Origin of the sequence: Sciscionella marina DSM 45152 (assembly GCF_000379465.1) — a bacterium.
In the GTDB taxonomy this organism is placed as follows: domain Bacteria; phylum Actinomycetota; class Actinomycetes; order Mycobacteriales; family Pseudonocardiaceae; genus Sciscionella; species Sciscionella marina.
The window spans coordinates 241,702-268,285 of sequence record NZ_KB905392.1 but is presented as its reverse complement, the minus strand read 5'-3'; the positions used below and the strand labels follow the sequence as shown (position 1 = coordinate 268,285).

Sequence of the window (26,584 nt, the reverse complement as noted above, 5' to 3'; positions counted from 1 at the left end):
AACCTGAGAGCATGAGCATCACCGAACAGGTGCACGCAGCGGCCAGGAGGGCACGGGAAGCCTCCGGTCCACTCGCGCGGGCCACCCGGGAACGCAAGGACGCGGCGCTCGAGGCGATGGCCACGGCGCTGGAGGCCGAGACGGCCACCGTGCTCGCCGCCAATGCCGAGGATCTCGCCTCGGCCAGGGAGCAGGGGATGAGCGAGGCCCTGCTCGACCGGCTCGCGCTGACCGGTGAGCGGATCGCGGCGATGGCCGCGGGCCTGCGCACGGTCGCCGCCCTTCCGGATCCGGTCGGCGAGACCGTGCGCGGCAGCGTGCTGCCGAACGGTCTGCGCTGCCGCCAGGTGCGGGTACCGCTCGGGGTGGTCGGCATGGTCTACGAGGGGCGGCCGAACGTCACCGTGGACGCGGCCGGGCTCGCCGTCAAATCCGGGAATGTCGCGCTGCTGCGCGGATCCTCGTCCGCGCGCCGCTCGAACACGGCGCTGGTCGGCGTGCTGCGCGGGTCCCTGGAGTCCGCCGGGGTGGCCGCCGATGCGGTGCAGCTGCTGCCGAGCGAGGACCGGGAGAGCGTACGTGCCCTGATCACCGCACGTGGACTGGTCGACCTCGTGATTCCCCGCGGTGGTGCCGGGCTGATCGACACCGTGGTCACCGAGGCGACGGTGCCCACGGTGGAGACCGGGGTCGGGAACTGTCACGTGTACGTGGATGCCGCGGCCGATCAGGACATCGCCGAGCGCATCGTGCTCAACGCCAAGACCCGGCGCCCGAGCGTATGCAACGCGGCCGAGACCGTGCTCGTGCACTCCGGTATCGCCGCCGAGTTCGTGCCCCGGATCGCGAAGGCCCTGCACGCGGCCGGTGTCCGGATACACGCCGAGCCAGGGTTCGCCGAGCACACCTCGGACGTGGCCGCGGCGACCGCCGGGGACTTCGACACCGAGTACCTGGCGATGGACATCGCCGCGGCCGTGGTGCCCGACCTGGATGCCGCGATCGCACACATCGCGGCGCACTCCACCGGGCACACCGAGGCCATCGTCACCCGCGACATCGCGACCGCGGATGCCTTCACCGCGCGGGTGGACGCCGCCGCGGTCATGGTGAACGCCTCGACCGCGTTCACCGACGGTGAGGAGTTCGGCATGGGTGCGGAGATCGGAATCTCCACACAGAAGACCCACGCACGCGGCCCGCTCGGCCTTCCCGAGCTCACCTCGACGAAGTGGCTCGTGCACGGGGACGGGCACACCCGCCCGTGAAGCGGCCCCACGTGCTCGCCTCGGTGGCGACCTCGCTCGACGGATACATCGACGACACGAGCCCGCAGCGACTCGTGCTCTCCACCGAGGAGGATTTCGCGCGGGTGCACGAGGTTCGCGCGAGCGTGGACGCGATCCTCGTCGGTGCGGGCACCGTGCGGGCGGACGACCCGCGATTACGGGCACGCGGCGCGCGACGGCAACCGGTGAAGGTGATCCTGAGTTCCAGTGGTGCGCTCGATCCGGGCGCCCGGGTGTTCGCCGAGGGCCGGACCCTCGTCTACACCACGCGCCCGGCACCCGAACTCGAAGAGGTGGCCACCGTGGTGGTGCTCGGCGAGCCCGGGATTCCTGCGGTGCTCGCCGACCTGTCCGCGCGGGGGGTCGGCCGGCTCATGGTCGAGGGCGGTGGGCAGGTCCACACGGCTTTCCTGGTCGCGGGTGTGGTCGACGAACTGCAGCTGGTGCTCGCGCCGTTCTTCCTCGGGAAGGCCGGCTCGGCGCGGTTCGTCCATCCCGCGGAGTTCGACCGCACTCCTCTGGTCCTCGCGGAGACCAGGCGGATGGGGGATCTCGTGTTGTTGCGCTACACCAAGGGGGAGGGGGCATGATCGAGTCGACCGAGCGCGATCTCGAACTGCTGCGCGCGGCGATCGACCTGGCGCACCGGTGCCCGCCCTCGCCGACCGCCTTCTCCGTCGGTGCGGTCCTCGTGGATGCCGAGGCCGCGGTGCTGGCCCGCGGCTACTCGCGCCAGCACGCCCCGGACGAGCACGCCGAGGAGGCCGCCCTCGCCGTGTTCGAAGCCGCCTACGGTGCGGACCGGCCCGAGCTGTCCGGAGCCACCCTCTACAGTTCGCTCGAGCCGTGCAGCGCCCGTTCCTCGCGGCCGAAGAGCTGCACCCGCCACATCCTGGAGGCGGGCATCGGCCGCGTGGTGTTCGCCTGGCGGGAGCCACCCGTGTTCGTGGACGGGAGGGGGACCGAGCTGCTGCGCTCCGCGGGATGCACCGTGCTCGAGGTTCCTGAGCTGGCCGAGGCCGCGATGGCGATGAATAGTCATATTTCCGGCATTTCGCCACGCGTATCCTGACCAGGCCTGGCGATGAGATACTGTCAGTGACCAGTGAGGCAGTCGATGGCGGAGGAACCTTGACGCATGTCTGGCACGCAGCGGCGTTCGGACACCCGTGACCGGATCCAGCAGGTCGCGCTGGAGCTGTTCACCGAACAGGGATATGAGGGAACCTCGCTGCGGGAGATCGCCGAGCGCCTCGAGGTCACCAAGGCGGCCGTGTACTACCACTACCGCACCAAAGAGGAGATCCTCGGTGGCGCGGTCGAGGGGGCCATCGGCGCGCTCGACGAGGTCATCTCCTGGGCCAGGCAGGTCCGGATGGACAGCGAGAACCGTCGTGAGCTCGTCCGGCGCTACGCCGCCGCCCTCGATGAGCGTGCAGTGCTGCTGACCAGGTTCATCCAGGGAAACCAGCCCGTGCTCCGGGAGCTGAAATCGCTCGAGGGGTACCGCGAGCGGGTCAAGGAGCTGTTCGAACTGCTCGCCGCGCGGGATGCCCCACTGGCCGAGCAGTTGCGCTGCCGGCTGGCGCTCATCTCGATCAACCTCGGCAAGCTGGCCTTCGCCGACCTCGAGCTGGACGAACGCGAGGTGAACGCCGCGGCCCTGGACGTGGCTCTCGGCCTGGTCGTGCCGCGCGGTGAGACCGGTAGCGAAGACGTAGGCTGAGCCACCATGGCGCGACGCATCGGGGTGATGGGCGGCACCTTCGACCCAGTGCACCACGGACACCTGATGGCCGGGAGCGAGGCGGCCGCCCGTTTCGGGTTGCAGGAGGTCGTCTTCGTTCCGACCGGTCAGCCGTATCAGAAGGCGGGCCGCGTGGTCACCGCCGCCGAGGACCGGTATCTGATGACGGTGATCGCCACCGCCTCCAATCCGCGGTTCTCGGTGAGCAGGGTGGACATCGACCGGGATGGCCCGACCTACACCATCGACACGCTGCGTGATCTCGCTGAGCTCTACCCGGGGGCGGAGCTGTACTTCATCACCGGGGCGGACGCGCTCGAACAGATTCTTTCCTGGCACAAGGTCGAGGAGTTGTTCGAGCGCGCGCATTTCGTCGGGGTGACCAGGCCCGGCTACGAGCTCACCGATGGTCACCTTCCCGGGGGATCGGTGAGCCTGCTCGAGGTGCCCGCCATGGCGATCTCCTCCACCGATCTGCGCGCGCGGGTCGCCGACGGGCTGCCGGTGTGGTACCTGGTCCCGGACGGTGTGGTGCAGTACATCAGCAAGCGACGGCTTTATCGCGGCGAGTAGACTTGCCGCCCGGACGAGGACAGGAGTGACGTGGCTGCCACTGAGCAGGCTAAGAATCTGGCACAGGTCGCCGCGGCTGCCGCAGCGGACAAGAAGGCGGACGATGTCGTCATCATCGATGTCTCGGAGCAACTGGTCATCACCGACTGCTTCGTGATCGCGTCGGCGCCCAATGAGCGGCAGGTCGGCGCGATCGTGGATTCCGTCGAGGAACACATGCACCGCGCGGGGGCCAAACCGACCCGTAGGGAGGGTGTCCGTGACGGGCGCTGGGCCCTGCTCGACTACGTCGACGTGGTCGTGCACGTGCAGCATGGCGAGGAGCGCGCCTTCTACGGTCTCGATCGGCTCTGGAAGGACTGCCCGCACCTGGAGTTCGACGAGGCAGGACTTTCGGGATGAGCATGTGGCGTCTCGTGTTGTGGCGGCACGGGGAGACCGACTACAACGCGGGTGGCCGCATGCAGGGGCAGCTCGACTCCGCACTCACCGAGATCGGCTGGCAGCAGGCCCGGTTCGCCGTACCCGCGCTCGCCAGGTTCGATCCGGTCGTGCTCGTGTCCTCCGATCTGCGCAGGGCGCGTGACACTGCCGGGGTGTTCGCCTCCGCGAGCGAGGTGCCCTTCCGGGTGGACAAGCGACTCCGGGAGACGAACCTGGGGGAGTGGCAGGGCAAGACCGCCGAGGAGGTCGACGCCATCTGGCCGGGGGACCGGGTGCACTGGCAGAACGACGCGACCTGGGCACCCCCGGGCGGAGAGGCGCGGATCGAGGTGGCTGCCCGAGCCGAGGAACTCGTCGGTGAACTCGACACCGAGTATCCCGGTCAGACGGTGCTGTTGTGCGCGCACGGCGGGCTGATCACCGCGCTGGTCAGCCATCTGCTCGGGCTGCCCGTGCCGAACTGGCCGCAGCTCGGAGGAATCAGCAACTGTCACTGGACCGTGCTGCGCAGGCGGACCGAGGGTGATGGACGCTGGCGGTTGATTTCGTACAACGCCGGCATCACGGGTTGATCATGCGGCTCCTCGTCTTCGGTGATTCGCTGTGTTATTTCGGTCCGCGCGAGGCGATGCCGATCGACGATCCCCGGCTCTGGCCGAACCGGCTCCCGGCCACCGTCGACCTGTTCGCCGGGATCGGCTGGACGATGCGGGATGCCTACTGGGCACTGGTCGACAATCCCGCGGTCTGGGCACGGCTACCCGAGGTCGATGCGGTGATCCTGGAGATCGGCGGCATGGACATGCTTCCCTCACCCGTGCCGACCTATCTGCGCCAGGGCATCAGGTATCTGCGTTCCGAGCGGTTGCGCCGCACCACACGGTCGGCGTACCTGGCCGCGCAGCCGCGGCTCGCCCGGCTGCCGGGATGCCCGGTATCGCTGCCACCGAAGGCGAGTACCCGGTACGCGAGCAAGATCGTCGAGGGACTGCGCTCCCTTCGTCCAGGGATCTCCGTGCTCGGGATGCTTCCGCCACTGCACCGTTCACCTGCCCACGGATTCAGCCTCGCGGGATACCGCCCGCAGTGCGCGGCTCTGCGCTCCTGCTATGCCGAGCTCGAGGTGCCGATGGTCGACCTGCGCGCGCTGACCGCGAGGCATGTGCTCGACGGGCAGGGAAATGCGGACGGGATCCACTGGGGCTGGGAGGCACACGAGGCCGTCGCCGACGCGGTCGCGGGGCATCTGGGGCTCGCGCACGACGGGCATAGACTGACCGGGTGACCATCCGCGTCGTCACCGATTCCACCGCTTACCTTCCCGAAGGATTCGCGGAACGCCACCGGGTCGCTGTCGTACCGCTGCACGTGCTGGTGGACGGGCGCAGCTTCACCGACGGCGTGGAACTCGGTCCGGTCGAGCTCGTGCAGGCACTGCGCGGTCATGCCACGGTGAGCACCTCACGGCCGAATCCCGAGGATCTCGCCGTGCGATACCGTGCCCTGCTCGCGGATGGGGCGAGCGAGGTCGTCTCCGTGCATCTGTCCCGTGAGCTCTCCGGGACCTGGGAAGCAGCCTGCCGGGCCGCCGACCGGGTGGGAAACGTACGCGTGGTGGATTCCAGGTCCACCGCGATGGGGCTGGGTTTCGCGGTGCTCGCGGCGGCGCGTGCGGCGAGCGAGGGCCAGGCGGGCGAGCGGGTGGAAGCGGCCGCGGCGGAGACCGCCGAGCGCACCGCGACCTGGTTCTGCGTGCCGACCATGGAATACCTGCGCAGGGGTGGGCGGATCGGGACCGCGGCAGCGCTGCTCGGCACCGCGCTCGCCGTGAAACCGGTGCTGCACATCGAGGATGGGCGGATCACCGGGGTGGAAAAGGTGCGCACGATGAGCAGGGCCAAGGTGCGGCTGGTCGATCTGGCCACGGCGGCGGCCGGGACCGGGCGGGCCCGGCTGGCCGTACATCATCTGGGCGCCAAGGACCAGGCCACCTTGCTCGCCGAAGAACTGGCCGCGCGATTGCCCGCTGCGGCGGGAGTGCTCGTCTCCGAGGTCGGCGCGGTCATCGGCGCGCACACCGGGCCAGGGGTTCTCGGTGTGGTCGTTCTTCCGGAATCCGTCGAATAGCATTGACCCAGAATATCGGGCCGCCCCATTGGTGAACGGATTTTTTCCGAGTGAATGGACCATTCGCTCGAAGTCCCTTTCTTCGCGCGACTTATTCGCTCCGGACCGGCTGTTCCGGCCGGAGTGTATGTAAAATCATCCACAGCTGATCCGGTTTTCCACAGATTGGCGAACTCCTCTTTTCTGTGCTGGATTCCGCCGTAGCGTCGTTTTCGTGGAGGAGAACGACGAGCGGGAGCGATTGCTCAGCAAGGTGTTCGCGGCGCGCGCGGCGAGCTTGGTGCAGCGGTTCGTCCCCGGCGCGGTGGCCGGGTCGAAACCCGGTCGTGCGCGCATGATCGCGGTGATCGCCGCTGTCCTGCTCGGGATTGGCGTGCTCGGTGTTCTCGCCTTCGTGCGTGCCACTCCGAGCGCGGAAAGTCCGCCGCCGCTGCCGGCTGTCGTCACTTCCTCCAGCAGCTCGAGTCCGCCACCGAGTCAGGTGGTGGTGAGTGTGGTGGGAAAGGTGGCCAAGGCCGGCCTGGTGCGGCTGCAGGACGGTGCTCGGGTGGCCGACGCGATCGGTGCGGCCGGCGGCGCGCTGCGGGGAGTGGACATCACCAAGATCAATCTCGCTCGCCGGGTCAGCGACGGCGAGCAGCTCTTCGTGGGTATCCCGACCCCGGATTGGGCCCGGCAGGCCCAGCCCGCGCCCGCGGGACAGTCCTCGGCTCCGGAGGGAAACACCGGTCAGGGCGGATCGGCGGCCAAGGTCGACCTCAACAGTGCCACCGCGGAACAGCTCGACCAGTTGCCCGGGGTCGGAGAGGTGACGGCGAAACACATTCTCGACTGGCGCACCCAGCACGGCAGGTTCACCACGATCGCCCAACTACAGGATGTGGGCGGCATCGGAGAGACCCGGTTCGCGCGCCTCAAGGATCTGGTGACGGTCCGATGACCGCGGTGAGCGTTTCGGCGGGTTCCGGTGGACGTATCGATGCCCGGTTGGTGCCCGCTGCCCTCGTCGTCTGGACGGGTGCCGCGGTGGGTCTGCTGTTCGCCTGGTGGTGCGCGGTGCTCATCGGCCTGCTCGGGGTGGTGTTCGGCGGCTGGCTGCTCGTTCGCGGGCGGTGGGACCGGGCCGCCGCCCTCGTCCTGCTCGCCTGCGGCCTCGTCACGGCAGGTCTGCTCGCCGCGCGCGCCTATGGTGTCGCGAGCCATCCACTGCATGCCGAGGCCGGGCAACGGTCCTCGGTGCGGATGCGGGTGGAGCTGACGAATCGACCGAAACCCGTGTACCGCAAGGGTTTCGGCGATCAACAGTCCGGCGCGCGCACCGTGCTCATCGCGGCGAAGGTGCACACGGCCTCGGTCGCCGGGCGCGCGGTTCCCGGCGGCGCCGATGTGCTGTTGTTCGCGCCGGTGCGTGGTTGGGGCGCGCTGCTGATCGGCCAGGAAGTGACCGTGCGCGGCAAGCTCGCTCCCGCACGCGGCGGAGACACCACCGTCGCGATCGTGTGGGTGCGTGGGCCACCGGGGAATCCGGGCGCGGCGGGATTCGGCCAGCAAGCCGCGGAAACCCTGCGCGCCGGGCTGCGCACTGCCTCGGTATCCCTCGGCCGGGATGCCGGTGGTTTGCTTCCCGGTCTCGTGGACGGCGATACGAGTGGGCTGCGGCACGAACTGGTCAGCGACTTCAAGACCGCCGGTCTGACCCATCTGATGGCGGTCTCCGGCTCGAATCTGGCGATCGTCACCGGCGCGGTTCTGATGCTGCTGCGGCTCTGCCGCGTGGGGCCGCGGGTCGCCGCGGCGCTGGCCGGTCTGGCGCTGTTCGGATTCGTTCTGCTCGCCGGTCCGGATCCCTCGGTACTGCGTGCAGCCGTAATGGGTTCGGTCGCGCTCGCGGCGATGGCGCTTGGCCGGCAACGTTCCGCACTGCCCGCGCTCAGCTGCGCGATCATCCTGCTGGTTTGCTACGACCCGTCGATGGCGGTGGATTTCGCCTTCGTACTCTCGGTGCTGGCGACTGCGGCGCTGGTGCTGTTCGTTCCCCGCTGGTCCGCGGGATTGCGCGGCCGCGGTGTTCCCTCGGGAATCGCCCAGGCCCTCGCGGTACCGGTCGCCGCGCACCTGGCCACCGCGCCGGTGATCGCCGGAATGAGCGGCCAGGTGAGCCTCGTCGCGGTGCTCGCGAATCTGCTCGCGGCGCCCGTCGTGGCCCCGGCCACGGTGTTCGGCGTGCTTGCCGCGCTCAGTGGGCCCGTGCTGCCCTGGCTGGCCACCGGGTTCGTGTGGCTGGCCGGTCCGGAGGCGCACTGGATCGTGCTCGTCGGTACCTGGAGCGCTCGGATACCCGGCGCGACGATCGGCTGGCCGCCCGGATGGATCGGCGCCGTGCTCCTCGGCGCACTGATCGTGGTCGTCCTCCTCGCGATGCGCTACCGGCGGCCTCGGGTGGTAGTGCTGCTCGGGCTCTTGGCCGTGTTCACACTGACCGTGCCGCCGCGGCTGCTGCGCCCCGGCTGGCCACCGACCGGATGGGCGATGGTGTCCTGTGATGTGGGCCAGGGCGACGGCGCCGTGCTCGCCACGGCCGATCCGCATCGGGCGGTGGTGGTGGACACCGGACCGGACGAAGAGGGTATCGATCGCTGCCTCGACCGGCTCGGGGTGCGCTCGGTCCCGCTCGTCCTGCTCTCCCACATGCACGCCGATCACGTCGGTGGCCTGCGTGCGGTGCTCGAGGGCCGCACGGTCGGTGCCGTGGCACTCGGCGCGGCCCAGCCGCGGGGCTGGGAGTTCGACGCGGTGCGGGAGCAGTCGGCGAGGGCGAAGGTGCCGGTGGTCACGGTGCCCACCGGGCAACGGCTGAGCTGGCCGGGCCTGACCATCGACGTGCTCGGCCCGTTGCCCGCCGAATCCCATCCGGTGGGGCACGACGGGAGCACGATCAACAACACCTCGCTCGTGCTGCGCGCGAACACCCCGGCCGGGCGCGTCCTGCTCACCGGCGACGTGGAGACCGAAGCACAGACCGACCTACTCGCCTCGGGAGCCTCGGTGCGCGCCGAGGTGCTGAAGATCCCGCATCACGGTTCTCGTTCGCAGGCACCGGAATTCCTCGATGCCACGCACGCGCGGATCGCGATCGCCAGCGTCGGCGCCGACAACGATTACGGGCACCCGAATGCCACGACCATGAACCGGCTGCGTGCGGATGGTGCGCTGCTCGCGCGCACCGACCAGGACGGGGATGTCGCCGTGCTGCCCGGCAGCGGGCGCGCCGCGGGCCCGCGGTTGCTGCGCGCGGGTGCACCGAGATCACCGCCGTAACGGCCACCGGTGACAATGGCAGCCATGATCACCCAGGAAGCGTTCTACGAGTTGGTCGGTCGCCGCCGTGATGTCCGGGCCGAATTCACCGGGGAACCGGTCACCGAGGAAACCCTGCACCGGGTGCTCGGCGCGGCGCATCGGGCCCCGAGCGTCGGGCTCAGCCAGCCCTGGGATTTCGTGCTCGTCACCGAGGACGCCACGAAACGGCGATTCCGCGAGCACGTGGTGGCCGAACGCGAGACCTTCGCGGAGACGCTCGACGAGGACGCGGCTCGGCTGTTCGACCGGATCAAGATCGAGGGTGTGCTCGAATCGACGCTCTCCGTCGTGGTCACCTACGACGCCCGGCGGGGTGCTCCGGCCGTACTCGGCAGGCACGCGATCGCCGATGCCGGCCTGTACTCGGTGTGCCTCGCGATCCAGAACCTCTGGCTCGCGGCGACCGCCGAAGGGCTCGGTGTCGGCTGGGTCAGCTTCTACCGGGAACCGTTCGTGCGCGAGCTGCTCGGCATTCCCGATCCGGTGCGCCCGGTCGCGTGGCTCTGTGTCGGACCCGTCCGGGAGTTCGCGAAGGTGCCGGACCTGGAACGGGCAGGCTGGCGTACCCGGATGCCGCTCGAGCAGGTGCTGCATCACGAGCGCTGGTGACCACGCGCCGGGACCCGGCGCGTGGTCGGCGGCTCAGAGCCCGAGGGCCTCGCTGACGGCGCTCGCCGAAGGCGGGACCGTGGCCTTCGGGCCGATGTGGTCGGCCACCGCGTCGAGCGTCTTGAGGCCGTCCCCGGTGATCAGCAGCACGGTCTCGGCGTCCGGGTCGAGCTTGCCCTGTTCGAGGAGCTTCTTGGCGGTCGCGACGGTGACCCCGCCCGCGGTCTCGGCGAACACCCCTTCGGTACGGGCGAGCAGCCGGATCCCCTCGACGACCTCCTCATCGGTGACATCGGCGATCGCCCCACCGGTGCGGCGCACCGCGTCGAGCACGTAGGGCCCGTCCGCGGGGGCGCCGATGGCCAGCGAACGCGCGATCGTGTCGGGCTTGACCGGTGTCACCGTGTCGACCTCGTCGCGAAAGGCGGCCGAGACCGGGGAGCACCCGGTGGCCTGGGCGCCGAACACCCGGTACTGGGTCGGTTCGACGAGGCCGAGCTCGCCGAACTCCCGGAATCCCTTGTCCACCTTGGTGAGCTGGGAACCGGAGGCGATGGGCACGACGATCTGTTCAGGGAGGCGCCAGCCGAGCTGTTCGGCGACCTCGAAGCCGAGCGTCTTGGAGCCTTCGGCGTAGTAGGGCCGCACGTTGACGTTGACGAAGGCCCAGTCCTCGTGATCCGCGGCCAGTTCGGTGGCCAGCCGGTTCACGTCGTCGTAGTTGCCGTCCACGGCGATGAGCGCGCCGTCGTACACGGCGGTGGTGAGGACCTTCGCGCGCTCGAGAGAGGAGGGGATGAGCACGACCGACTGCCAACCGGCGCGTGCGGCGGCCGCGGCCACGGCGTTGGCGAGGTTGCCGGTGGAGGGGCAGGCGAGCACCTGGAAGCCGAGCTCGCGTGCCGCGGCGAGGGCGACCGCGACGACCCGGTCTTTGAAGGAGTGGGTGGGGTTGCCGGTGTCGTCCTTGACCCACAGCTTGCGCACCCCGAGTTCGGCGGCGAGCCGGTCGGCGCTGATCAGCCGGGTCAGTCCGGGCTCGGTGTTGGGGTGCTGCTGCACGGTGCTGGGCACCGGGAGCAGGTCGCGGTAGCGCCAGATGGATTTCGGGCCGGACTCGATCCGCTCGCGGGTGACCGATCCGAAGTCATAGGAAACCTCGAGCGGGCCGAAACACTCCGCGCAGGCGAACTCCGCGGCCAGCGGGGTCTTGTTGCCGCATTCGCGACACGCGAGTGCGCGTGCGGAACCGAGGTCGAGGGAGGTGGGGGCTTCGAGGCCGGTGCTTGTCATCAGCGAGGTCCTTTCCTCATCTGTCCCGGCGAACGGTTCGCTCGGGTCGGAATTGGCACCGGTCACGTGGGCAGCATTCACCACGCCGGTTGCCGGGGCTTCGTCGGGCCGTTCCCTCTGCCCCTCTGGATGAGCTATTCAGTTTTATGAAAAGCGGGCTTCACCGTACGACATCCGCGCCACCGCGCGCCAACGTGGTGTCTCGTGTGCCGGACGGGTGCGCGTGCGAAAATGAGCGGGTGGCTCCCTCTTCCACCACCCCGCAGGCTCCGGTTCGGCTTCTGCTCGGCGAGGAGGAACTGCTGGTTGAGCGCGCCGTCGAGCGGATCCTCGCGGCCCAACGCGCGCAGGACGCGGCGGCGGAATCGCACCGTCAGCGCGTGAGTGAACTCACCCCGCCCGAGCTCGCCGAACTGGTCTCGCCCTCGTTGTTCTCCAGCGCCCGCGTGATCGTGCTCGAGGGAGCGCAGGACACCAATGCCGAACTGGCCGCGGCGATCACCGGCTTCGCCAAGCTCCCCGCCGACGGGGTCGTGCTCGTGGTCGCGCACAGTGGTGGCGGGCGTTCGAAGGCGGGCAAGGAACTCCCCGGCGCGCTGCGCAAACTCGGCGCCGAGGTCGTGGAGTGCGCGAAGGTCACCAAGCCCGCCGACCGCGAGAAGTTCGTCCGCGACGAGGTGCGCAGGGTGCGGGGCAGCATCGACGGGGAGGCCGTGGCCACCCTGATCGACGCGGTCGGTACCGATCTGCGCGAACTCGCCGCCGCGGCCTCGCAACTGGTCGCGGACACCGGGGGAAACGTGGACGCGGCCGCGGTGCGCCGCTATCACAACGGTAAGGCCGAGGTGACCGGATTCGCGGTCGCGGAGAAGGCCGTCACCGGGGACCGTGCCGGTGCGCTCGAGGCGCTGCGCTGGGCGATGAACCTCGGGGTGCCGCACGTGCTGGTCGCCGACGCGCTCGCCGATGCGGTGCGCACGGTGGCCAGGGTGAGCGCTGCCGGTGGTTCGGATCCGAACCGGCTGGCGAGCGAGCTCGGCATGCCGCCGTGGAAGGCCCGCAAGGCGCTGCGTCAGGCGCGTGGCTGGCACAGTTCGGGACTCGCCGCGGCGCTGCACGCCACCGCGGACGTGAACGCGGACGTCAAGGGGGTCGCGGCGAGCGCCGCCTATGCCCTCGAACGCGCGGTGGACCGGATCGTGGTCGCGCGCGGCACCCGCCACTAGCCGCGAGTGGCCGGAAAACGCGAAACGGCCCGGGAATCGCGAAGATTCCCGGGCCGTTCTTCGGCTTGGGCTCAGCGGTACACCCGCCGAGAGTCGCCTCAGAGGGTGTTCGCGCGCTTGGCCATCGCCGACTTGCGGTTGGCGGCCTGGTTGCGGTGGATGACACCCTTGCTCACGGCCTTGTCGAGCTGACGGCTCGCGGTCTGGAGCAGCTCGCTCGCCTTGGCCTTGTCGCCCGCTTCGGCGGCCTCGCGGAACTTGCGCACGGAGGTCTTCAGCGCGGACTTGACCGCCTTGTTGCGCTGGCGCGCGATCTCATTGGTCTTGATGCGCTTGCGCTGCTGTTTGGTGTGGGCCATAGGGGCGCTCCTCAACAAGTCGTCGTCGTTGTTCGTGCCGCGTTCGATCGGCCCCACCGAGGTCGGTGGGCTTCCTCCCGTGCGGAATGCCACACGGCACGGTTATCCAGGGTAACAACATTGCTCGTGGGGTTCGCGGGCGGTAGGCATGATCGTCGTGAACTCGCTCGCCATGACCTTCGTGTTGCTCGCCGCCGTCGCCCACGCCGGATGGAATTTCGCCGCGAAGGGTATCGGCGGTAGCGGGAGCGCGATCGTCTGGCTTTACTCCATGGTGAGCACGGTGGTCTGTCTGCCGTTCGCCATCGTGTTCGCCTGCACCGAGCAGCACGGCCCGCAGTGGAGCTGGCTGCTGGCTGCCCTGGTCTCGGCGGCCGCCCACGTCGGCTACGGGATCGTGTTGCAGCGCGGGTACGCAGTCGGGGATCTGTCCGTGGTGTACCCGCTCGCGCGCGGCACCGGCCCGCTGCTCTCGGTGTTGTTCGCCGTGTTGTTGTTCGGCGAACGGCCCGGCGTGCTGGGCCTGATTGGTGCGGCCGCCGTGGTGCTCGGGGTGCTGGTGATCTCCTCGGGTGGTTCCCGGGCGGCGGGTTCGCGGGCGCTCAGCATCGGTTACGGCGTCGCGACCGGCGCCACGATCGCGGTCTACACCCTGTGGGACGACCACTCGATGACCGGGATCGGAGTGCCGCCGATCGTCTACTTCGGACTCACGGTGCTCGGCGAGTCGGTGATGCTCGCCCCGATCGCTGCCCGGGATTTCGGTGTGGTCGCCGGGATCTGGCGGAAGAACTGGCGGCGCGTGGTGATCATCGGGGTGTTGTCCCCGGTCGCGTATCTGCTCGTGCTCTATGCGATGCGGATCGCCCCCGTCTCCCTCGTCGCACCGGCACGCGAGTCGAGCATCGTGCTCGGTGCCCTCGCCGGCTGGCTGCTGCTGCGTGAACCGAATCCGGTGCGGCGGCTGATCGGCTCGGCGATCGCGCTCGCCGGGATCGTGGCGCTGGGCCTGTCGTGAGCGGTCACTCCCGTACGTCGAACCCGGCTGCCGTGGCGATCCTGGTCGCGGCCGCGATGACCTGACCGGTGTCCACGATCGCGCCGCGCAGGGTGAGTAGTCCGCGGATGTCGGTGATCCGGGAGCCACGCAGATCGCAGCCGCTCGCGTCGCGGGCGTCGAACTCCGCCCCGGCGAGCTCGCAGTCGGTGAACACGGCGGTGGACAGGTCGCCGGAGAGCACCGACTCGCGCAGCGAACAGCCCTCGAACACGATCGGTCCCTTGGCGCGCTCGATGTGGATGTGCGCGTAGTCGAAGCGGCAGCGGAGGGCATGCACATCGGTGGCCCGTTCGGCGTCGAGGCGCAGCCCGATTCCCCGGCAGTCGGTGAACTCGGCCCTGCGGGCCAGGATGCGGCGCAGACGCGCATTCGACAGCTCCACGTCCCGCAGCCGCGCGTCCACCAGTTCCAGTGGTTCGGCGCGCATCTGGCCGAGGTCTGCGCCCTCCAGGAGCACCGAGTTCAGCTGGCCCTCGGCAAGGGCTTCCACGAGTGTCTCGGCGGTGAGCGGGGCAGGATCTTCGATGATCGGCGAGCGCATGGGCGCACCGTATCTGGTACCCACGACAGCATGGAGATTCTCGCCAGCCGGGTGCTGATCCGGCCAGCCGACCTGGAAGAGAGCCTGCGCTTCTACCGGGACGCGCTCGGGCTCGCCGTCTACCGCGAGTTCCCCGGCGGGGTGGTGTTCTTCGCCGGACAGGGACTGATCGAGGTCTCCGGATCGAGCAGCGCCCCGGCCACTCCGGCCACGCAGCTGTGGCTTCAGGTACGCAGCCTCGGCCAGGCACGGGCGCGACTGGCCGAGTACGCGGTCCGGGTGCTGCGTGGCGCGGAGCGCGAACCGTGGGGCCTGGACGAGATGTGGATCGCCGATCCGGACGGGCGCAGGATCGTGCTCGTCGAAGTGCCCGAGGACCACCCGATGCGCCGGGACACTCGCTGGGACTGAGACCGGGACAGGGCCGGAACCAAGGACCCGGGCCGCGCTGCGGGAGAGCATGGGACCATGGTGGGCGTGACCAATTTCGCCGAGACCACCTTCACCTCGCCGGAGCGCATCCGGAACTTCTGCATCATCGCGCACATCGATCACGGCAAGTCCACACTCGCCGACCGGATGCTGCAGCTGACCGGGGTCCTCGGCGATCGGGACTACCGCGATCAGTACCTCGACCGGATGGACATCGAGCGCGAGCGCGGGATCACCATCAAGGCGCAGAACGTGCGGCTGCCGTGGGTCGCCGAGGACGCCGAGCACGTGCTGCACCTGATCGACACCCCCGGCCACGTGGACTTCACCTATGAGGTCTCCCGGGCACTGCAGGCCTGCGAGGGGGCGATCCTGCTCGTGGACGCCGCGCAGGGGATCGAGGCGCAGACCCTGGCCAACCTGTACCTGGCCATGGAACAGGACCTGGTCATCATCCCGGTGCTGAACAAGATCGACCTGCCCGCCGCGGAACCCGAGCGGTACGCGAACGAGCTCGCGCACATCATCGGCTGCGAACCCGAGGACGTGCTCAAGGTTTCCGCGAAGACCGGGGAGGGCGTACGCGAGGTGCTGGACGCCGTGGTGCGCCTGGTGCCCGCACCGGAAGGCGAGGCGGACGCGCCCGCGCGGGCGATGATCTTCGACTCGGTCTACGACATCTACCGCGGTGTGGTGACCTACATCCGGGTCGTGGACGGCGCGATCAAACCGCGCGAGCGGATCCGCATGATGTCCACCGGGGCCACGCACGAACTGCTCGAGGTGGGCATCGTGTCCCCGGATTCGAAGGCTTCCAAGGGGCTCGGGGTCGGCGAGGTCGGCTACCTGATCACCGGCGTGAAGGATGTGCGCCAGTCCAAGGTCGGGGACACGGTCACCAGTGAGAAGCGCGGGGCCGCCGAGCCGCTTCGCGGGTACCGGGAACCCAAGCCGATGGTGTACGCGGGGCTGTATCCGGTCGACGGCTCCGACTATCCCGCCCTGCGCGAGGCGCTGGACAAGCTGCGGCTCAACGACGCGGCGCTCACCTACGAGCCAGAGACCTCCACCGCGCTGGGCTTCGGCTTCCGGAGCGGTTTTCTCGGCCTGCTGCACCTGGAGATCACCAGGACGCGGCTGGAGCGGGAGTACGACCTGGATCTGATCTCCACCGCCCCGAACGTCGTCTACCGGGTGCTGCTCGACGACGAGGAGGAGATCCAGGTGACCAATCCCTCCGACTGGCCGGAGGGCAAGGTCGGGGAGATCTACGAGCCGATCGCGAAGATCACGGTGATCGCGCCGAACGAATTCGTGGGCGCGATCATGGAGCTGTGCCAGGAGCGCAGGGGCGAACTCGGCGGAATGGATTACCTTTCCGAGACGCGTGTCGAACTGCGCTACACCATTCCGCTCGCCGAGATCATCTTCGATTTCTTCGACGCGCTGAAATCCCGGACGCGGGGATATGCCTCGCTCGACTACGAGGACGCCGGTGAGCAGGTCAGCGATCTGGTGAAGGTGGACATTCTGCTGCAGGGCGAACCGGTTGACGCGTTCTCCGCGATCGTGCACAAGGATTCCGCGTACTCCTACGGCACCAAGATGACCGCCAAACTGCGCGAGATCATTCCGCGTCAGCAGTTCGAGGTGCCCATTCAGGCCGCGGTCGGGTCCCGGATCATCGCACGGGAAACCATTCGCGCGATGCGCAAGGACGTGCTCTCCAAATGCTATGGCGGCGACATCAGCCGGAAGCGGAAACTGCTCGAGAAGCAGAAAGAGGGCAAGAAGCGGATGAAGAACATCGGCCGCGTCGAGGTTCCGCAGGAGGCGTTCGTCGCCGCCCTTTCCACCACCGAGGGTGACAAGGCGAAGCAGAAGAAATAGTGCGCCGCTGCTCCTAGGCCAGCCAGCTGTTCCAGGTCGGCAACAGCGTGGCCACCAGCGCCGAGGGGTTCTCCGTGTTCGGTGAGTGTCCGCAACCCGGCAGCACGGCGAAGTCCGCGTCCAGCCGCTCGGCCATGCGCTGCTGAGTGGGCACCGACCAGGCGTCGTCGTGTTCCCCGCAGGCGACGAGGCAGGGAATGGCGCGCGCGGCGAGCTCCCTGGACAGCGGGGCGACCAGGTCCTCGCTCGTGCGCAGCACCTCCGCCATGGTGATCAGCGCGGCGGGCAGCGAGCGCAGGAATCGTTCCCGTTGGAAGGCGCGCAACCGTTCGGGCAGGCCCGTGTACCAGGGGTTGCGCAGCAGGGACTGCTCGCGCAGTTGCCACGCGGCGTCGATGCCCTTGTCCCGCAGCACCGCCGTGCCGTAGTCGAGCACGGCTACCCGGTCCGGATCGGTGATCGCGCTCGGCCCGGAATCGAGCAGGATCAACCCGCTCGCCTGGCAGCCGGACAGCAGCGCGGCGCGGGCGACGAGCCCACCGTAGGAGTGGCCGAGCAGCAGCACCCGTTCCCCGTCGGCGACCAGTTTGCCGACCAGCTCGGTCACCTGCGTGCCGAGCTCGTCCGGGGTGTAGGCCGCTTCGCTGTCCGGGCCCGGCGATTCGTACTGACCGGGCAGATCGATGGCCAGGGGAGCGAACCCGGCATCCGTGAGCGGATCGAGCAGCGGGGCGAAGTCCTCTTTGGAACCGGTGTACCCGGGCACGAGAAGCACGGTCGCCTTCGCGGAAGCGGGCCCGCCGCGCAGTGCGGCGAGCGTGCCGTGCCTGCCGGGCAGATCGATCCGCTCGGCCTGATGGGCTGCCAGTTGGGAATCGCTGAGCTCGTCGGTCACGTGAGCCAAGCTACCGCAGGGCGACCAGTGTGCCGCCACGCTGCTCGAACACCATCGGGCCGAGGGTCGACATGCTGACCTCGCCGCGGTAACCGTGCCGGTCGAGCGGGTAGACGCCGAGTTTGCGGCCCGAATCGGCGTCCAGCACCTCGATACCGGAGGGCACCGGGATCAGCGTTCGCCCGACGAACTGGGTTCCCGGGCCGAGCGCCCCGTTCAATGTCCACTGTGGACGGAAGTCGGCGGAAGAGAGCGCGATGACCCCGGATCCCGTGTACCAGTAGACCGAGTTCGGCCCTTCGCTGACCGGGACGACACCGCCGGGCACATTCCAGCCGAGTTTCGCGTCCGGCACCGGGATCGAGTACTGCGCCTTGATCGCGCCGTCGGACTTGTCGATCACCAGCAGCCGCGCCGGATTCGGCAGCGCGACCGCCGCGAACCGGTCGTTCATCGCGACCACGCGGGCCCCGCTGCCGGGCAGTCGCACACTCGAGCCGACATCGGGCTCGTCCATGTCCTTGCCCTTGCTCACCGCGCTGTACACGGTGAACCGGTCCGCCCCGCCGTCCGGCTGGCTGGAGAGCGCCCCGCAGCGCTCCACGACGCCGAGCTGCCCGGAGGCGGCCGCGGCCGAGCCATAGTGGCAGCCGGTGCGCGGTTGGCGGCCGGAGTTTTTCGGATCCGGCTGGTTCCCGTAGATCACCTTGCGCACCAGGCTCGCGTCGAAGGTGTCCAGTGTGCTGCGCCCGGTGGTGGTCACATAACTGCCGTCGCCGATCATCCGGGTGCCGAGTTCGGTGTCCCCGTTGCGCTGCGCGCCGCGCTGACCGGTGTCCGGATACAGCGAGGTGATCTCGCCGCACCAGCCGTTCTTCCGGTAGAAGGCCAGCACCCGGCCCCATTGCTGACCGAGCGTGCACAGCGGAAGATCCCGCCGGTAGAGCCAGCGCTGCTGCCCGGTGAACGGATCCCGCCCGACCACCGAACCACCGGAGCCGGTGACAACGTTCGCCCCGACGCTCAGCGGAGTATCGGTCGCGGTGCTCGGCTGCTGCCACACCTGCGCCAGCGATGGCGGGGGCCCGTCCGGGGTGTCCGGGATGGTGGCGGCGACATTGGCCGTTCGCGAAGTCGTGTTGTGCGCATCGCTGGTCTGCCACACGAAGATCCACGTCGCCGCGACCACGACCACCACGAGGACGGCGGCCAGATAGTCGCGGCGACGGCGGAACCGGGTGCGCTGCGGGCCTTCGGTCATCGTTCGCGGATCACGCCTCGGCCTGGGACTGTCCCGTCTGCGAGGAACCGGAGGAACTGGTCGAGCGGCGCCGACGCCTGCGCCGCGGCGTGGTGCGCTCGGGCTGCTGAGCCTCGGGCGCGGCCGGTGCGGCACCGTCCTTCTGCCCGCCGGAGACCGGCTTGCCCGCCCTGGTCCGCCTGCGGGTCCGCGAACCCGAGGACTGGCTGCGCCGCCGGGGCTTGCGCTCCTCGCCGGGTTCCTCCTCGGCGCGCTCCCGCTTGGCCAGTGGCAGCCGCCCGGTGGCGTCCGCAGGGATGTCCAGGTCGGAGAACAGGTGCTCGGAGGTGGAGTAGGTCTCCACCGGCTCCGGCATGTCCAACCCGTGCGCGTCCGAGATGAGCTTCCAGCGTGGCTCCTCGTCCCAGTCGACGAGGGTGACCGCGACACCGGTCTTGCCCGCCCGGCCGGTGCGGCCGATGCGGTGCACGTAGACCTTCTCGTCCTCCGGGCACTGGTAGTTGATCACGTGGGTGACATCCAGCACGTCGATGCCGCGCGCGGCCACATCGGTGGCCACCAGCACGTCCACCTTGGCCGAGCGGAACGCCCGCAGCGCCTTCTCCCGCATGGCCTGGCCCAGGTCACCGTGCACGGCAGCGACGGAGAATCCGCGCTCGCCCAGATCGTCGGCGAGCTTCTGCGCGGTGCGCTTGGTGCGGGTGAAGATCATCGTCTTGCCCCGCTCGCGTGCCTGCAGTGTCCTGGCGATGACCTCGGTCTTGTCCAGTGAGTGCGCCCGGTAGACGAACTGCTTGGTGCGTTCGTGCACGGCGCCCGCGTCGGTGGCCTCGGCCCGGATGTGGGTCGGCTGGGTGAGGAAGGTCCTGGCCAGGGTGATGATCGGGTCCGGCATGGTGGCCGAGAACAGCATCGTCTGCCGCTCGTCGGGGACCATGCGCAGGATCCGCTCGATGTCCGGGAGGAACCCGAGGTCGAGCATCTCGTCGGCCTCGTCCAGCACCAGGGTGCGCACCTTGCCGAGCACCAGGTGGCGCTGTTCGGCGAGGTCGAGCAGGCGGCCGGGGGTTCCGATGACCACGTCCACGCCCTCGGTGAGCGCGGCGATCTGCGGTTCGTAGGGCCGTCCCCCGTAGATCGCGAGGGTCCGCACCCCGAGGTGCTTGCCCGCGTCCGTGAGGTCGTGGGTGACCTGCAGGCACAGTTCCCTGGTCGGCACCACGATCAGGACCTGCGGGGTCCCGTCGCCCGGCAGGTCGAGCCGCTGGAGCGCGGGCACCCCGAAGCCGAGGGTCTTACCGGTACCGGTACGGGCCTGACCGATCACATCCTCGCCGTCGATGGCGAGCGGCAGGGTGAGTTCCTGGATCGCGAAGGTGTGCTCGATACCGGCCTCGCGCAGCGCCCGCACGATCTCCTCGTGCACGCCGAAGTCGGCGAAGCTCGGTGCGGCCCCGTCGAGCTCGGCTTGCGCCTCGAGCGGGTGCGAGCTGTCCTCGTCCGGGGCACCGCTTTCCACGTGTTCGAGCACGACGGGCTCGGTGTGATTCTCGTTATCCGTGTTGTTCGTTGGCAGCGTTCTCGCCTCTCTATCGCCAAGCGCACACCGCCTGGTCTCGGGCAGCTCGACCGGCCGACGCCGGGAGCGCCATGCAGCGACGCACGCACATTTCGTTTCCCGCATCCGGTTGTGTCCGGTGCGTACACGTCCAGTGTAACCGCTGGTTGTGCGGGTGCCGCGCAAGGTCGGCGGCTCGGTGTGTGGGAGGCGCTACCCTCGCTGCCATGGCTGACGAACTGGCGCCCGGCGTCACCGACCTGCTCGGCGCGATCGCATACGGCGAGCTCGCGGGTTTCGACCGGCTCGCGGAGGACGCCCGCGCGGCTCCCTCGCTGCGCGAGCGGGTCGCACTCTCCGAGATGGCCGCGGCCGAGATGGGGCACTACACGCTGCTGCGCGACCATCTCGGAGAGCGGGGCGTGGATGTGGCGGACGCGATGGCCCCGTTCGGTGCCGCGCTGGACGGCTGGCATGCCTCGACCGCGCCCAAATCGTGGACCGAATCGCTGGTCAAGGTGTACCTCGGGGAGGGGCTGACCGCGGACTTCTACCGGGAGATCGCCACCTGGGTGGACGAGCAGACCAGGCAGGTCGTGCTCGAGGTGCTCGCGGACACCGGACACGCCGAGTTCGCCGAGCGCGAGATCGCGGCGGCCTGTGCGCGCGAGCCCGGATTGCGAGATAAGCTCGCCCTGTGGGGCAGGCGGCTCCTCGGCGAGGCACTGACCCAGTCGCAGTACGTTGTCGCGGAGCGGGACAGCCTCGCGGAATTGATCATCAAGGGATCCGGGGATCTCGCGGGCATCGGCGCGCTGTTCCGGAAAGTGCAGAAGGGGCACGCGAAACGAATGCAGAAGCTCGGGCTGAGCTGAAGCGGCGCGGCCGGGTGAAAGACTGGACGGGCACAGTACACAGTGGGAAGACACAACCGCTCGGCGGCGCAGGCAACGGCGCGCCGTACGGGCAGCAAGACGGAGGTCAGCGTGGAGGTCAAGATCGGCGTCGCGGAGACTCCTCGGGAGATCGTCCTGACGAGTAACGAATCGCCGGACGAGGTGGAGGCTTTGGTGTCCGGGGCGTTGGCGGGGAAGTCCGAGACGCTCACGCTCACCGATGACAAGGGCCGCAAGGTCATCGTGCCGACGGCGCGGCTCGCCTACGTGGAGGTGGGGCCCGCCGATCAGCGGCGTGTCGGGTTCGACGTCTCGTAGCGTTCGGCGTCGATCGCGTAGACCACGTCCTGTTCATGCCCGCGAACGTGGTCCACGCGGCGCATCCTCAGCTTGTCGAGTACACGCCGCGAGGCGGAGTTCGCCGGATCGCATTCACCGATGATCCGCTCGAGGCATAGCGACTCGAAACCGAACCGCAGCAGCGCGCCTGCGATCTCGGTCGCGTACCCCAGGCCCGCGTGTTCCGGGGCGATCACATAGCCGATCGCACCGGTGGCGGGTTCGGGGGCGCGCCTGCGCAGTTGTGCCTCGCCGATCAGCTGTCCGGACGGCAGGCGCACCGCAAGGGTCATCGCGGTACCGCCTTCGACCGGTGGCTCGCCTTGTGCGCAGCGCCGTTCGAGCAGTGCCCAGGTCTGTTCGGGCGTGTCGGGCGGCCAGCTGATGTACGCGGTGACCGAAGGGTCGCTGTGCAGGGTGCGCAGTGCGGGATAGTCCTCCGGCGTGTACGGGCTCAGCAGCAGCCGCTCGGTTGGCAGCCGCATCAATCGCGCCACTCGTGTTCGAGGATCGCCCACACGCCCTCGTCCGCCCATTCGCCCTTGAGCCATTCATTGGCCACGTGGTGGGCTTCCTCGCGCATACCGAGCCTGCGCATCACCGCGGTGGAGGCATGGTTCTCCGGGTAGCAGTGCGCGGTGATCCGGTGCAGCCCGAGATCGTCGAAGCCGACTCGCAGCAGTTCCCGCGCCGCTTCGGTGGCGTATCCCTTGCCGTGGTACGTCGGATCGAAGACGTAGCCGATCTCCCCGCAGGAGTGTTCGGCGGAGATCAGATCCAGATTCACCTCGCCGATCGGCCGGACGCCGACGACCTCCGAGGCGAGCTGCACGGCGAAATGGATCCTCTCGCCTTCGTGTCGCGGCAAGGCGGTGTTCGCGATCCGGCGGGCCAATCGCTGTTCGCTCGTGGCGAGATCCGCGATCCCGGTGAGCAGATAGCGCACGACCGCTGGATTCGTGTCCCAGGAATGCAGTGCCTCGAGGTCGCCCTCGGCGAACGGCCGCAGGAGTAACCGTTCGGTGTGCCGTCGCATCAGCCGCGCCACTCGTGTTCGAGGATCGCCCATTCTTGTTCGCTCACCCAGGCATCTTTGACCCAGAGCGCCTCCACGAAGTGCGCTTCCTGCCGCATGCCGATCTTGCGCAGTACCGCCTGCGAGGCACGGTGTTCGGCCGCGCACTTGCCGACGATGCGGTGCAGCGCGAGGTCGTCGAAGCCGAACCGCAGCAGTTCGCGGGCCGCCTCGCCCGCGAAGCCCCGTCCCGCCTGTGCACCGCCGAAGACGTAGCCGATCTCCGCGCAGCGCTGTTCGGCGGAAAGCAGTTCCAGGTGCACATCCCCGATGACCTCGGTGCCGTACCGCACCGCGAAGTGGATGGACTCGCCGTCCGCTTCCGGTACGGTCACCCGGCCGAGCCTGCGCTCGAGCAGATCCCGGGCGCCGTCGAGATCGAGCACGTCCCAGAACAGGTACCGCACCACCTCCGGATCGGAGTGCCAGGAGTGCAGCGCGGTCAGATCATCGGGAGTGAACGGGCGGAGTAGCAGTCGCTCGGTGCGCAGTTCCACTCGCAGCAGGCTAACCCTCAGACGGGGAGTTCGCCTTCGATTTCCTCCAGGGTCTTCGGCACGTGGAACGGTGGGGTCGAGGTGCCCATGACCCGGTAGCGGTCCCACGGATCCGGATCGGAGAGCTGGCAGTTCGCCTCGCCCTCCGGGGTGGTCAGCACGGCATCGGCCTTCTTCCCGCCGAGCGCGGCCGAAAGTGCCTCGTGCGCCGCGATCCTGCCGTACCAGCGGTAGTACCCGTCGATGGGCTGGAAGTGCCCGCGCAGCTCCACCGCGACGGTGAACTCCTGCTCGCCGGTCCGGACGGTCGCCTCTCCCCGGTAACCGTCCTCGTCGTGGTCGTCGCTCATCCCTGCCCTCCTGTGGCCTCCGGGGACTTGGCTTCCTCCGGCTCCACTCGGTGGAGCTGGACGATCTTGTTCAGTTCCAGTGGCCGCTCGGGGTCGATGCGGACCCCGTGGGAGTTCGCGATCCCGTCGATGGCCATCCAGATCAACTGCGTCAAGTACTCCACGACGGCGTCCCGGCTCATGGTCTGGCGTTCCAGCCACCAGTCGCCGACGTTCTGCACCATGCCGACCACCCCGTAGGCCCAGGGTTCCGCGGCGCCGGAGTCCATGCCGAAGGCGCGCATGTAGTCGCCGAGCAGGGCGGCGAGCGCGGTCGCGATGATCTCCTTGTCCTGGGTGACCACATCCGAATCGGTCTCCCGCGCACGGTATTCGGGCCGGGCGAGCAGCCGGTACACGTTCGGCATGTCCTCGATGACCGAGAAGAACGCATCCAGGCTCTTGCGAATGCGGGGGACCGGGGCCTCCTCGCTGTTCAGCGCCGGGATCAGGCGCTCGAACAGGATCTCGGTGCCCCGGTTGCCGATCGCCTGGTAGAGGTCGGCCTTGTCGGAGAAGTGCCGGTATAGCACCGGTTTGGTGATTCCGGCCTCCTTGGCGACGTGCTCCATGCGCAGTTCCGGGCCGTGCTTGTCCAGTGCCCGCATCGCCGCGTCCACGAACTCCTCGCGACGGGCTTCCCTGTGTGAGCGCCAGCGGTCTTTCCGCGCGTCACCGCTCGATTCGGACTGGCTCGAGGGGTGCTTGCCGTGGTGCTTGACAGGGTTTGCCATGGCGCGCATGCTACCAGAAGTAGCTGTTACTTCCGGTAACATCAAAAGTCTCCGCATCGAGAATGGAGCACCCGATGACACGCGCGATGAGCTCTCGGGGCGAGGTCGCCGAGCGGGAGAAGACCGCGAGCCGGCTTCTCAAGTCCTCGGCGAACAAGTTCTATGACCCGGACGTGGACATCGACTGGGGAGCGCCGGTCGACGGGGACAAGTACTTCGTGCCACCGCACCGCAGCACCCTCTATGGCACCAAGCTGTGGGACCAGCTCACCGAGGAGCAGCGGATCGAGCTCACCAAGCACGAGTTCGCCAGCGTGGCGAGCAACGGGCTCTGGTTCGAGACCCTGCTCATGCAGATGTTGTTGAAGAGCTTCTACGACACGGACCCCACCCGGGCACATGCCCAGTACATGCTCACCGAGGTCGCCGACGAGTGCCGACACTCCACGATGTTCGCGAAGGCCTGTGAACGGGTCGGTGCCCCGGCCTACGGACCGGTGCCCTGGCTGCGGCAGGTCGCCAAGATTCTCCCGCTCATCGCCTATGGCCCGGCCAAATACGGCGCCATTCTGATCGCCGAGGAGATCCTGGACCGGCTGCAGCGCGAGATGATGTCCGATGAGCAGATCGAGCCGCTGGTGCGCATGGTCAACCGCATCCACGTGCTCGAGGAGGCCCGGCACGTCACCTTCGCCCGCGAGGAGGTACAGCGCGGGATGTCGAAGCTGGGCAAGCTCGAACTGCTCTACCAGCAGTTGCTGATCTCGCTGGTCAGCCTGGCGATCATGACCACACTGATCAATCCGAAGGTCTACGCGGCTGTCGGGATCGACCCGAAGGAGGGGCGCCGGGCCGCGGCGCGGAACCCGTACTGGCAGGAGACCTGCCGCTGGGCCGGGGAGCGGATCATGCCCTTCCTGGACGAGTCCGGGCTGATCGGCCGGATCACCAGGCCGATCTGGCGCCGAGCGAATCTCATCAAGCGATGAACGAACTTGCGCGCCGATCATGGAAAGAGCGAGTGCGCGAAGCGCCGAGCTTCCCCAGGAAGGGAGGGCGATGAGTACGGTGCTGAACGCCGCTCCGTGGGATCCCGCCCTGGCGCACCGCTTCGTCACCGGTGACGGAACCGCGCTGCACGTGTCCGATGAGGGCAGGCCGGGCAAGGAACCGACCGTGGTACTGGTGCACGGCTGGACCCAGGACCACACATCCTGGGATCCGGTGGTGGATGCCTTGCGCGCCAACGGGTTCGGTTCCCGGATCCTGCGTCACGATCACCGCGGGCACGGTGGTTCGGCACCCGCGCCGCGCGGAACGGCCACCATCGCGCGGATCGCCGAGGACCTCGCCGAGCTGATCGCCGACCGGGCACCGAAGGGGAAGCTCGTGCTCGCCGGGCACTCCATGGGCGGGGCCACGATCATGGCCCTGGTCGGGCAGCATCCCGAGCTCGTCGAGCGGCTGGCCGGTGTCGCGTTCGTGGCGACCACCTCCGGTGGGCTCTCCGAACTCACCTTCGGCCTGCCGCGCCAGCTCGCCCTGCGGGTGTACGCGGGGGAGGCGGTGCTCAGCAGGTACATGTCGCGCAGTGACCGCGCGGCGTTCCTGCGCCATCCGGTGGCGCTGCGTCCCGTGGTGCGGCGGCTGACCTTCGGCAAGGGCGCCCGGCGCGCCGAGGTCACCGCGACCGCCGAGCAGATCGGGCGCTGTCACCCGGCGAGCATGATCTCGTTCCTCGATTCGCTGCTCGCGCACGAACGGGCGGGTGAACTCGCCCGGCTCGCGGACACCCCGGTGACCATCTATCACGGGGACCGGGACCGGTTGATCCCGCGTGCGCACGCGCGAGTGATCGCGAACGAGCTCCCGCACGCGCGGTTCGTCCAGTTTCCCCAGGCCGGTCACATCCTGCCCGCCGAACGGGCAGGGGAAGTCGCGCACGGCATCACCCGGCTCACCGAACGGCCCCGGGTTCGCTAGTGCTGCG

Annotated in this window: 31 protein-coding genes and 1 riboswitch; of the genes, 20 read left to right on the top strand and 11 right to left on the bottom strand. The window is 69.0% G+C overall.

The genetic code is table 11. The features are described from left to right. Positions 1–11 precede the first annotated feature (11 nt). The 12 genes from A37U_RS0118105 to bluB all read left to right on the top strand — a co-directional run bounded on the left by A37U_RS0118105 (position 12) and on the right by bluB (position 10,149). Complete coding sequence (locus tag A37U_RS0118105) at positions 12–1,268, top strand: glutamate-5-semialdehyde dehydrogenase (protein WP_020498078.1); 1,257 nt, start codon at positions 12–14, stop codon at positions 1,266–1,268. Next, positions 1,265–1,879 (top strand): RibD family protein, encoded by a 615-nt coding sequence (locus A37U_RS53725; RefSeq protein ID WP_020498077.1) that lies wholly within the window; start codon positions 1,265–1,267, stop codon positions 1,877–1,879. Before A37U_RS0118105 ends, A37U_RS53725 begins: the two co-directional genes overlap by 4 nt. After that, positions 1,876–2,361, top strand: a complete 486-nt coding sequence (locus A37U_RS53720) for a cytidine/deoxycytidylate deaminase family protein (protein WP_020498076.1) — start codon at positions 1,876–1,878, stop codon at positions 2,359–2,361. The genes A37U_RS53725 and A37U_RS53720 overlap by 4 nt, the downstream gene beginning before the upstream one ends. Positions 2,362–2,427: 66 nt before the next feature. Then, entirely contained in the window at positions 2,428–3,015 is a 588-nt protein-coding gene (locus tag A37U_RS0118090) for a TetR/AcrR family transcriptional regulator (protein WP_020498075.1), read from the top strand. 6 nt (positions 3,016–3,021) lie between these two features. After that, positions 3,022–3,609 carry a nicotinate-nucleotide adenylyltransferase gene (gene nadD / locus A37U_RS0118085; protein WP_020498074.1) on the top strand — a complete coding sequence of 196 codons (588 nt, stop codon included), beginning with the start codon at positions 3,022–3,024 and terminating at the stop codon, positions 3,607–3,609. 30 nt (positions 3,610–3,639) lie between these two features. After that, positions 3,640–4,011 (top strand): ribosome silencing factor, encoded by a 372-nt coding sequence (rsfS, locus tag A37U_RS0118080; protein WP_020498073.1) that lies wholly within the window; start codon positions 3,640–3,642, stop codon positions 4,009–4,011. Next, positions 4,008–4,625 carry a histidine phosphatase family protein gene (locus A37U_RS0118075; RefSeq protein ID WP_020498072.1) on the top strand — a complete coding sequence of 206 codons (618 nt, stop codon included), beginning with the start codon at positions 4,008–4,010 and terminating at the stop codon, positions 4,623–4,625. Before rsfS ends, A37U_RS0118075 begins: the two co-directional genes overlap by 4 nt. Before the next feature lie 2 nt (positions 4,626–4,627). Then, positions 4,628–5,338 carry a diglucosylglycerate octanoyltransferase gene (gene octT / locus A37U_RS0118070; RefSeq protein ID WP_020498071.1) on the top strand — a complete coding sequence of 237 codons (711 nt, stop codon included), beginning with the start codon at positions 4,628–4,630 and terminating at the stop codon, positions 5,336–5,338. Next, the gene (locus A37U_RS0118065) at positions 5,335–6,180 is read left to right on the top strand and encodes a DegV family protein (RefSeq protein ID WP_020498070.1); all 846 of its coding nucleotides are present in this window, start codon (positions 5,335–5,337) and stop codon (positions 6,178–6,180) included. Before octT ends, A37U_RS0118065 begins: the two co-directional genes overlap by 4 nt. 214 nt (positions 6,181–6,394) lie before the next feature. Further along, a complete protein-coding gene (locus A37U_RS0118060; RefSeq protein WP_020498069.1) occupies positions 6,395–7,120 on the top strand; it encodes a ComEA family DNA-binding protein in 726 nt (241 codons plus the stop codon). Further along, complete coding sequence (locus tag A37U_RS0118055) at positions 7,117–9,498, top strand: DNA internalization-related competence protein ComEC/Rec2 (RefSeq protein WP_020498068.1); 2,382 nt, start codon at positions 7,117–7,119, stop codon at positions 9,496–9,498. Before A37U_RS0118060 ends, A37U_RS0118055 begins: the two co-directional genes overlap by 4 nt. Positions 9,499–9,513: 15 nt before the next feature. Continuing rightward, positions 9,514–10,149, top strand: coding sequence for a 5,6-dimethylbenzimidazole synthase (bluB, locus tag A37U_RS0118050; protein WP_020498067.1), 636 nt, complete (start codon positions 9,514–9,516; stop codon positions 10,147–10,149). Positions 10,150–10,182: 33 nt separating this feature from the next. Here bluB and thrC read toward each other — a convergent pair whose 3' ends face one another. Continuing rightward, a complete protein-coding gene (thrC, locus tag A37U_RS0118045) occupies positions 10,183–11,442 on the bottom strand; it encodes a threonine synthase (protein WP_026197335.1) in 1,260 nt (419 codons plus the stop codon). Positions 11,443–11,455: 13 nt separating this feature from the next. Next, positions 11,456–11,578: riboswitch (SAM riboswitch) on the bottom strand. Between the two features lie 103 nt (positions 11,579–11,681). Here thrC and holA point away from each other — a divergent pair. Continuing rightward, entirely contained in the window at positions 11,682–12,668 is a 987-nt protein-coding gene (gene holA / locus A37U_RS0118040) for a DNA polymerase III subunit delta (RefSeq protein ID WP_020498065.1), read from the top strand. A gap of 98 nt (positions 12,669–12,766) precedes the next feature. Here the strand turns inward: holA and rpsT are convergent, their stop codons facing one another. Then, positions 12,767–13,027, bottom strand: a complete 261-nt coding sequence (rpsT, locus tag A37U_RS0118035) for a 30S ribosomal protein S20 (RefSeq protein ID WP_020498064.1) — start codon at positions 13,025–13,027, stop codon at positions 12,767–12,769. A 148-nt stretch (positions 13,028–13,175) separates the two neighbouring features. On the opposite strand from rpsT, the gene A37U_RS0118030 reads away from it, so the two are divergent. Further along, positions 13,176–14,045 (top strand): EamA family transporter, encoded by an 870-nt coding sequence (locus tag A37U_RS0118030; RefSeq protein WP_020498063.1) that lies wholly within the window; start codon positions 13,176–13,178, stop codon positions 14,043–14,045. 4 nt (positions 14,046–14,049) lie between these two features. Here A37U_RS0118030 and A37U_RS44195 read toward each other — a convergent pair whose 3' ends face one another. After that, entirely contained in the window at positions 14,050–14,628 is a 579-nt protein-coding gene (locus A37U_RS44195) for a pentapeptide repeat-containing protein (protein WP_020498062.1), read from the bottom strand. A 30-nt stretch (positions 14,629–14,658) separates the two neighbouring features. Between A37U_RS44195 and A37U_RS0118020 the strand changes: the two genes are divergently transcribed. After that, complete coding sequence (locus A37U_RS0118020) at positions 14,659–15,039, top strand: VOC family protein (protein WP_020498061.1); 381 nt, start codon at positions 14,659–14,661, stop codon at positions 15,037–15,039. A gap of 57 nt (positions 15,040–15,096) precedes the next feature. After that, positions 15,097–16,950 carry a translation elongation factor 4 gene (lepA, locus tag A37U_RS0118015; RefSeq protein WP_020498060.1) on the top strand — a complete coding sequence of 618 codons (1,854 nt, stop codon included), beginning with the start codon at positions 15,097–15,099 and terminating at the stop codon, positions 16,948–16,950. Between the two features lie 13 nt (positions 16,951–16,963). Here lepA and A37U_RS0118010 read toward each other — a convergent pair whose 3' ends face one another. From A37U_RS0118010 to A37U_RS44190, 3 genes are read right to left on the bottom strand one after another with little or no spacing between them, the layout of a single operon-like run. Beyond that, complete coding sequence (locus A37U_RS0118010; protein ID WP_020498059.1) at positions 16,964–17,845, bottom strand: alpha/beta fold hydrolase; 882 nt, start codon at positions 17,843–17,845, stop codon at positions 16,964–16,966. A gap of 10 nt (positions 17,846–17,855) precedes the next feature. Next, positions 17,856–19,106, bottom strand: a complete 1,251-nt coding sequence (locus A37U_RS0118005) for an Rv3212 family protein (protein ID WP_020498058.1) — start codon at positions 19,104–19,106, stop codon at positions 17,856–17,858. 10 nt (positions 19,107–19,116) lie between these two features. Then, positions 19,117–20,790: a DEAD/DEAH box helicase gene (locus A37U_RS44190; protein WP_083933620.1), complete on the bottom strand. Its 1,674-nt coding sequence runs from the start codon at positions 20,788–20,790 to the stop codon at positions 19,117–19,119. A gap of 101 nt (positions 20,791–20,891) precedes the next feature. Here A37U_RS44190 and A37U_RS0117995 point away from each other — a divergent pair, with 101 nt between their 5' ends. Further along, positions 20,892–21,539, top strand: a complete 648-nt coding sequence (locus tag A37U_RS0117995; RefSeq protein WP_020498056.1) for a ferritin-like fold-containing protein — start codon at positions 20,892–20,894, stop codon at positions 21,537–21,539. Positions 21,540–21,650: 111 nt separating this feature from the next. Beyond that, entirely contained in the window at positions 21,651–21,878 is a 228-nt protein-coding gene (locus A37U_RS0117990; protein ID WP_020498055.1) for a DUF3107 domain-containing protein, read from the top strand. Here A37U_RS0117990 and A37U_RS44185 read toward each other — a convergent pair. Genes A37U_RS44185 through A37U_RS44180 form a run of 5 tightly spaced genes read right to left on the bottom strand, consistent with a single transcriptional unit; the run spans position 21,848 to position 24,594 of the window. Next, positions 21,848–22,384, bottom strand: a complete 537-nt coding sequence (locus A37U_RS44185; RefSeq protein ID WP_020498054.1) for a GNAT family N-acetyltransferase — start codon at positions 22,382–22,384, stop codon at positions 21,848–21,850. The genes A37U_RS0117990 and A37U_RS44185 overlap by 31 nt on opposite strands. Then, positions 22,384–22,935, bottom strand: a complete 552-nt coding sequence (locus tag A37U_RS0117980; RefSeq protein ID WP_040588102.1) for a GNAT family N-acetyltransferase — start codon at positions 22,933–22,935, stop codon at positions 22,384–22,386. The genes A37U_RS44185 and A37U_RS0117980 overlap by 1 nt, the downstream gene beginning before the upstream one ends. After that, entirely contained in the window at positions 22,935–23,471 is a 537-nt protein-coding gene (locus tag A37U_RS0117975) for a GNAT family N-acetyltransferase (protein WP_020498052.1), read from the bottom strand. Before A37U_RS0117975 ends, A37U_RS0117980 begins: the two co-directional genes overlap by 1 nt. Positions 23,472–23,488: 17 nt before the next feature. Continuing rightward, positions 23,489–23,821 (bottom strand): DUF4873 domain-containing protein, encoded by a 333-nt coding sequence (locus A37U_RS0117970; RefSeq protein WP_020498051.1) that lies wholly within the window; start codon positions 23,819–23,821, stop codon positions 23,489–23,491. Next, a complete protein-coding gene (locus A37U_RS44180) occupies positions 23,818–24,594 on the bottom strand; it encodes a TetR/AcrR family transcriptional regulator (protein ID WP_020498050.1) in 777 nt (258 codons plus the stop codon). Before A37U_RS44180 ends, A37U_RS0117970 begins: the two co-directional genes overlap by 4 nt. Before the next feature lie 74 nt (positions 24,595–24,668). Between A37U_RS44180 and A37U_RS0117960 the strand changes: the two genes are divergently transcribed. After that, on the top strand, positions 24,669–25,583 hold the full coding sequence (locus tag A37U_RS0117960; protein ID WP_026197330.1) for an AurF N-oxygenase family protein: 915 nt from the start codon (positions 24,669–24,671) through the stop codon (positions 25,581–25,583). A gap of 70 nt (positions 25,584–25,653) precedes the next feature. After that, a complete protein-coding gene (locus A37U_RS0117955) occupies positions 25,654–26,577 on the top strand; it encodes an alpha/beta fold hydrolase (protein WP_020498048.1) in 924 nt (307 codons plus the stop codon). The last annotated feature ends 7 nt before the right edge of the window (positions 26,578–26,584 follow it).

Excerpts from the sequence above, each read along its gene's own strand:
- A37U_RS0118105 (WP_020498078.1), top strand. The coding sequence starts at position 12 with ATGAGCATCACCGAACAGGTGCACGCAGCGGCCAGGAGGGCACGGGAA.
- A37U_RS53720 (WP_020498076.1), top strand. The coding sequence starts at position 1,876 with ATGATCGAGTCGACCGAGCGCGATCTCGAACTGCTGCGCGCGGCGATC.
- A37U_RS0118090 (WP_020498075.1), top strand. The coding sequence starts at position 2,428 with ATGTCTGGCACGCAGCGGCGTTCGGACACCCGTGACCGGATCCAGCAG.
- nadD (WP_020498074.1), top strand. The coding sequence starts at position 3,022 with ATGGCGCGACGCATCGGGGTGATGGGCGGCACCTTCGACCCAGTGCAC.
- A37U_RS0118075 (WP_020498072.1), top strand. The coding sequence starts at position 4,008 with ATGAGCATGTGGCGTCTCGTGTTGTGGCGGCACGGGGAGACCGACTAC.
- octT (WP_020498071.1), top strand. The coding sequence starts at position 4,628 with ATGCGGCTCCTCGTCTTCGGTGATTCGCTGTGTTATTTCGGTCCGCGC.
- A37U_RS0118055 (WP_020498068.1), top strand. The coding sequence starts at position 7,117 with ATGACCGCGGTGAGCGTTTCGGCGGGTTCCGGTGGACGTATCGATGCC.
- bluB (WP_020498067.1), top strand. The coding sequence starts at position 9,514 with ATGGCAGCCATGATCACCCAGGAAGCGTTCTACGAGTTGGTCGGTCGC.
- thrC (WP_026197335.1), bottom strand. The coding sequence starts at position 11,442 with ATGACAAGCACCGGCCTCGAAGCCCCCACCTCCCTCGACCTCGGTTCC.
- rpsT (WP_020498064.1), bottom strand. The coding sequence starts at position 13,027 with ATGGCCCACACCAAACAGCAGCGCAAGCGCATCAAGACCAATGAGATC.
- A37U_RS0118030 (WP_020498063.1), top strand. The coding sequence starts at position 13,176 with ATGATCGTCGTGAACTCGCTCGCCATGACCTTCGTGTTGCTCGCCGCC.
- A37U_RS44195 (WP_020498062.1), bottom strand. The coding sequence starts at position 14,628 with ATGCGCTCGCCGATCATCGAAGATCCTGCCCCGCTCACCGCCGAGACA.
- A37U_RS0118020 (WP_020498061.1), top strand. The coding sequence starts at position 14,659 with ATGGAGATTCTCGCCAGCCGGGTGCTGATCCGGCCAGCCGACCTGGAA.
- lepA (WP_020498060.1), top strand. The coding sequence starts at position 15,097 with ATGGTGGGCGTGACCAATTTCGCCGAGACCACCTTCACCTCGCCGGAG.
- A37U_RS0118005 (WP_020498058.1), bottom strand. The coding sequence starts at position 19,106 with ATGACCGAAGGCCCGCAGCGCACCCGGTTCCGCCGTCGCCGCGACTAT.
- A37U_RS44190 (WP_083933620.1), bottom strand. The coding sequence starts at position 20,790 with ATGCGGGAAACGAAATGTGCGTGCGTCGCTGCATGGCGCTCCCGGCGT.
- A37U_RS0117995 (WP_020498056.1), top strand. The coding sequence starts at position 20,892 with ATGGCTGACGAACTGGCGCCCGGCGTCACCGACCTGCTCGGCGCGATC.
- A37U_RS44185 (WP_020498054.1), bottom strand. The coding sequence starts at position 22,384 with ATGCGGCTGCCAACCGAGCGGCTGCTGCTGAGCCCGTACACGCCGGAG.
- A37U_RS0117980 (WP_040588102.1), bottom strand. The coding sequence starts at position 22,935 with ATGCGACGGCACACCGAACGGTTACTCCTGCGGCCGTTCGCCGAGGGC.
- A37U_RS0117970 (WP_020498051.1), bottom strand. The coding sequence starts at position 23,821 with ATGAGCGACGACCACGACGAGGACGGTTACCGGGGAGAGGCGACCGTC.
- A37U_RS44180 (WP_020498050.1), bottom strand. The coding sequence starts at position 24,594 with ATGGCAAACCCTGTCAAGCACCACGGCAAGCACCCCTCGAGCCAGTCC.
- A37U_RS0117960 (WP_026197330.1), top strand. The coding sequence starts at position 24,669 with ATGACACGCGCGATGAGCTCTCGGGGCGAGGTCGCCGAGCGGGAGAAG.
- A37U_RS0117955 (WP_020498048.1), top strand. The coding sequence starts at position 25,654 with ATGAGTACGGTGCTGAACGCCGCTCCGTGGGATCCCGCCCTGGCGCAC.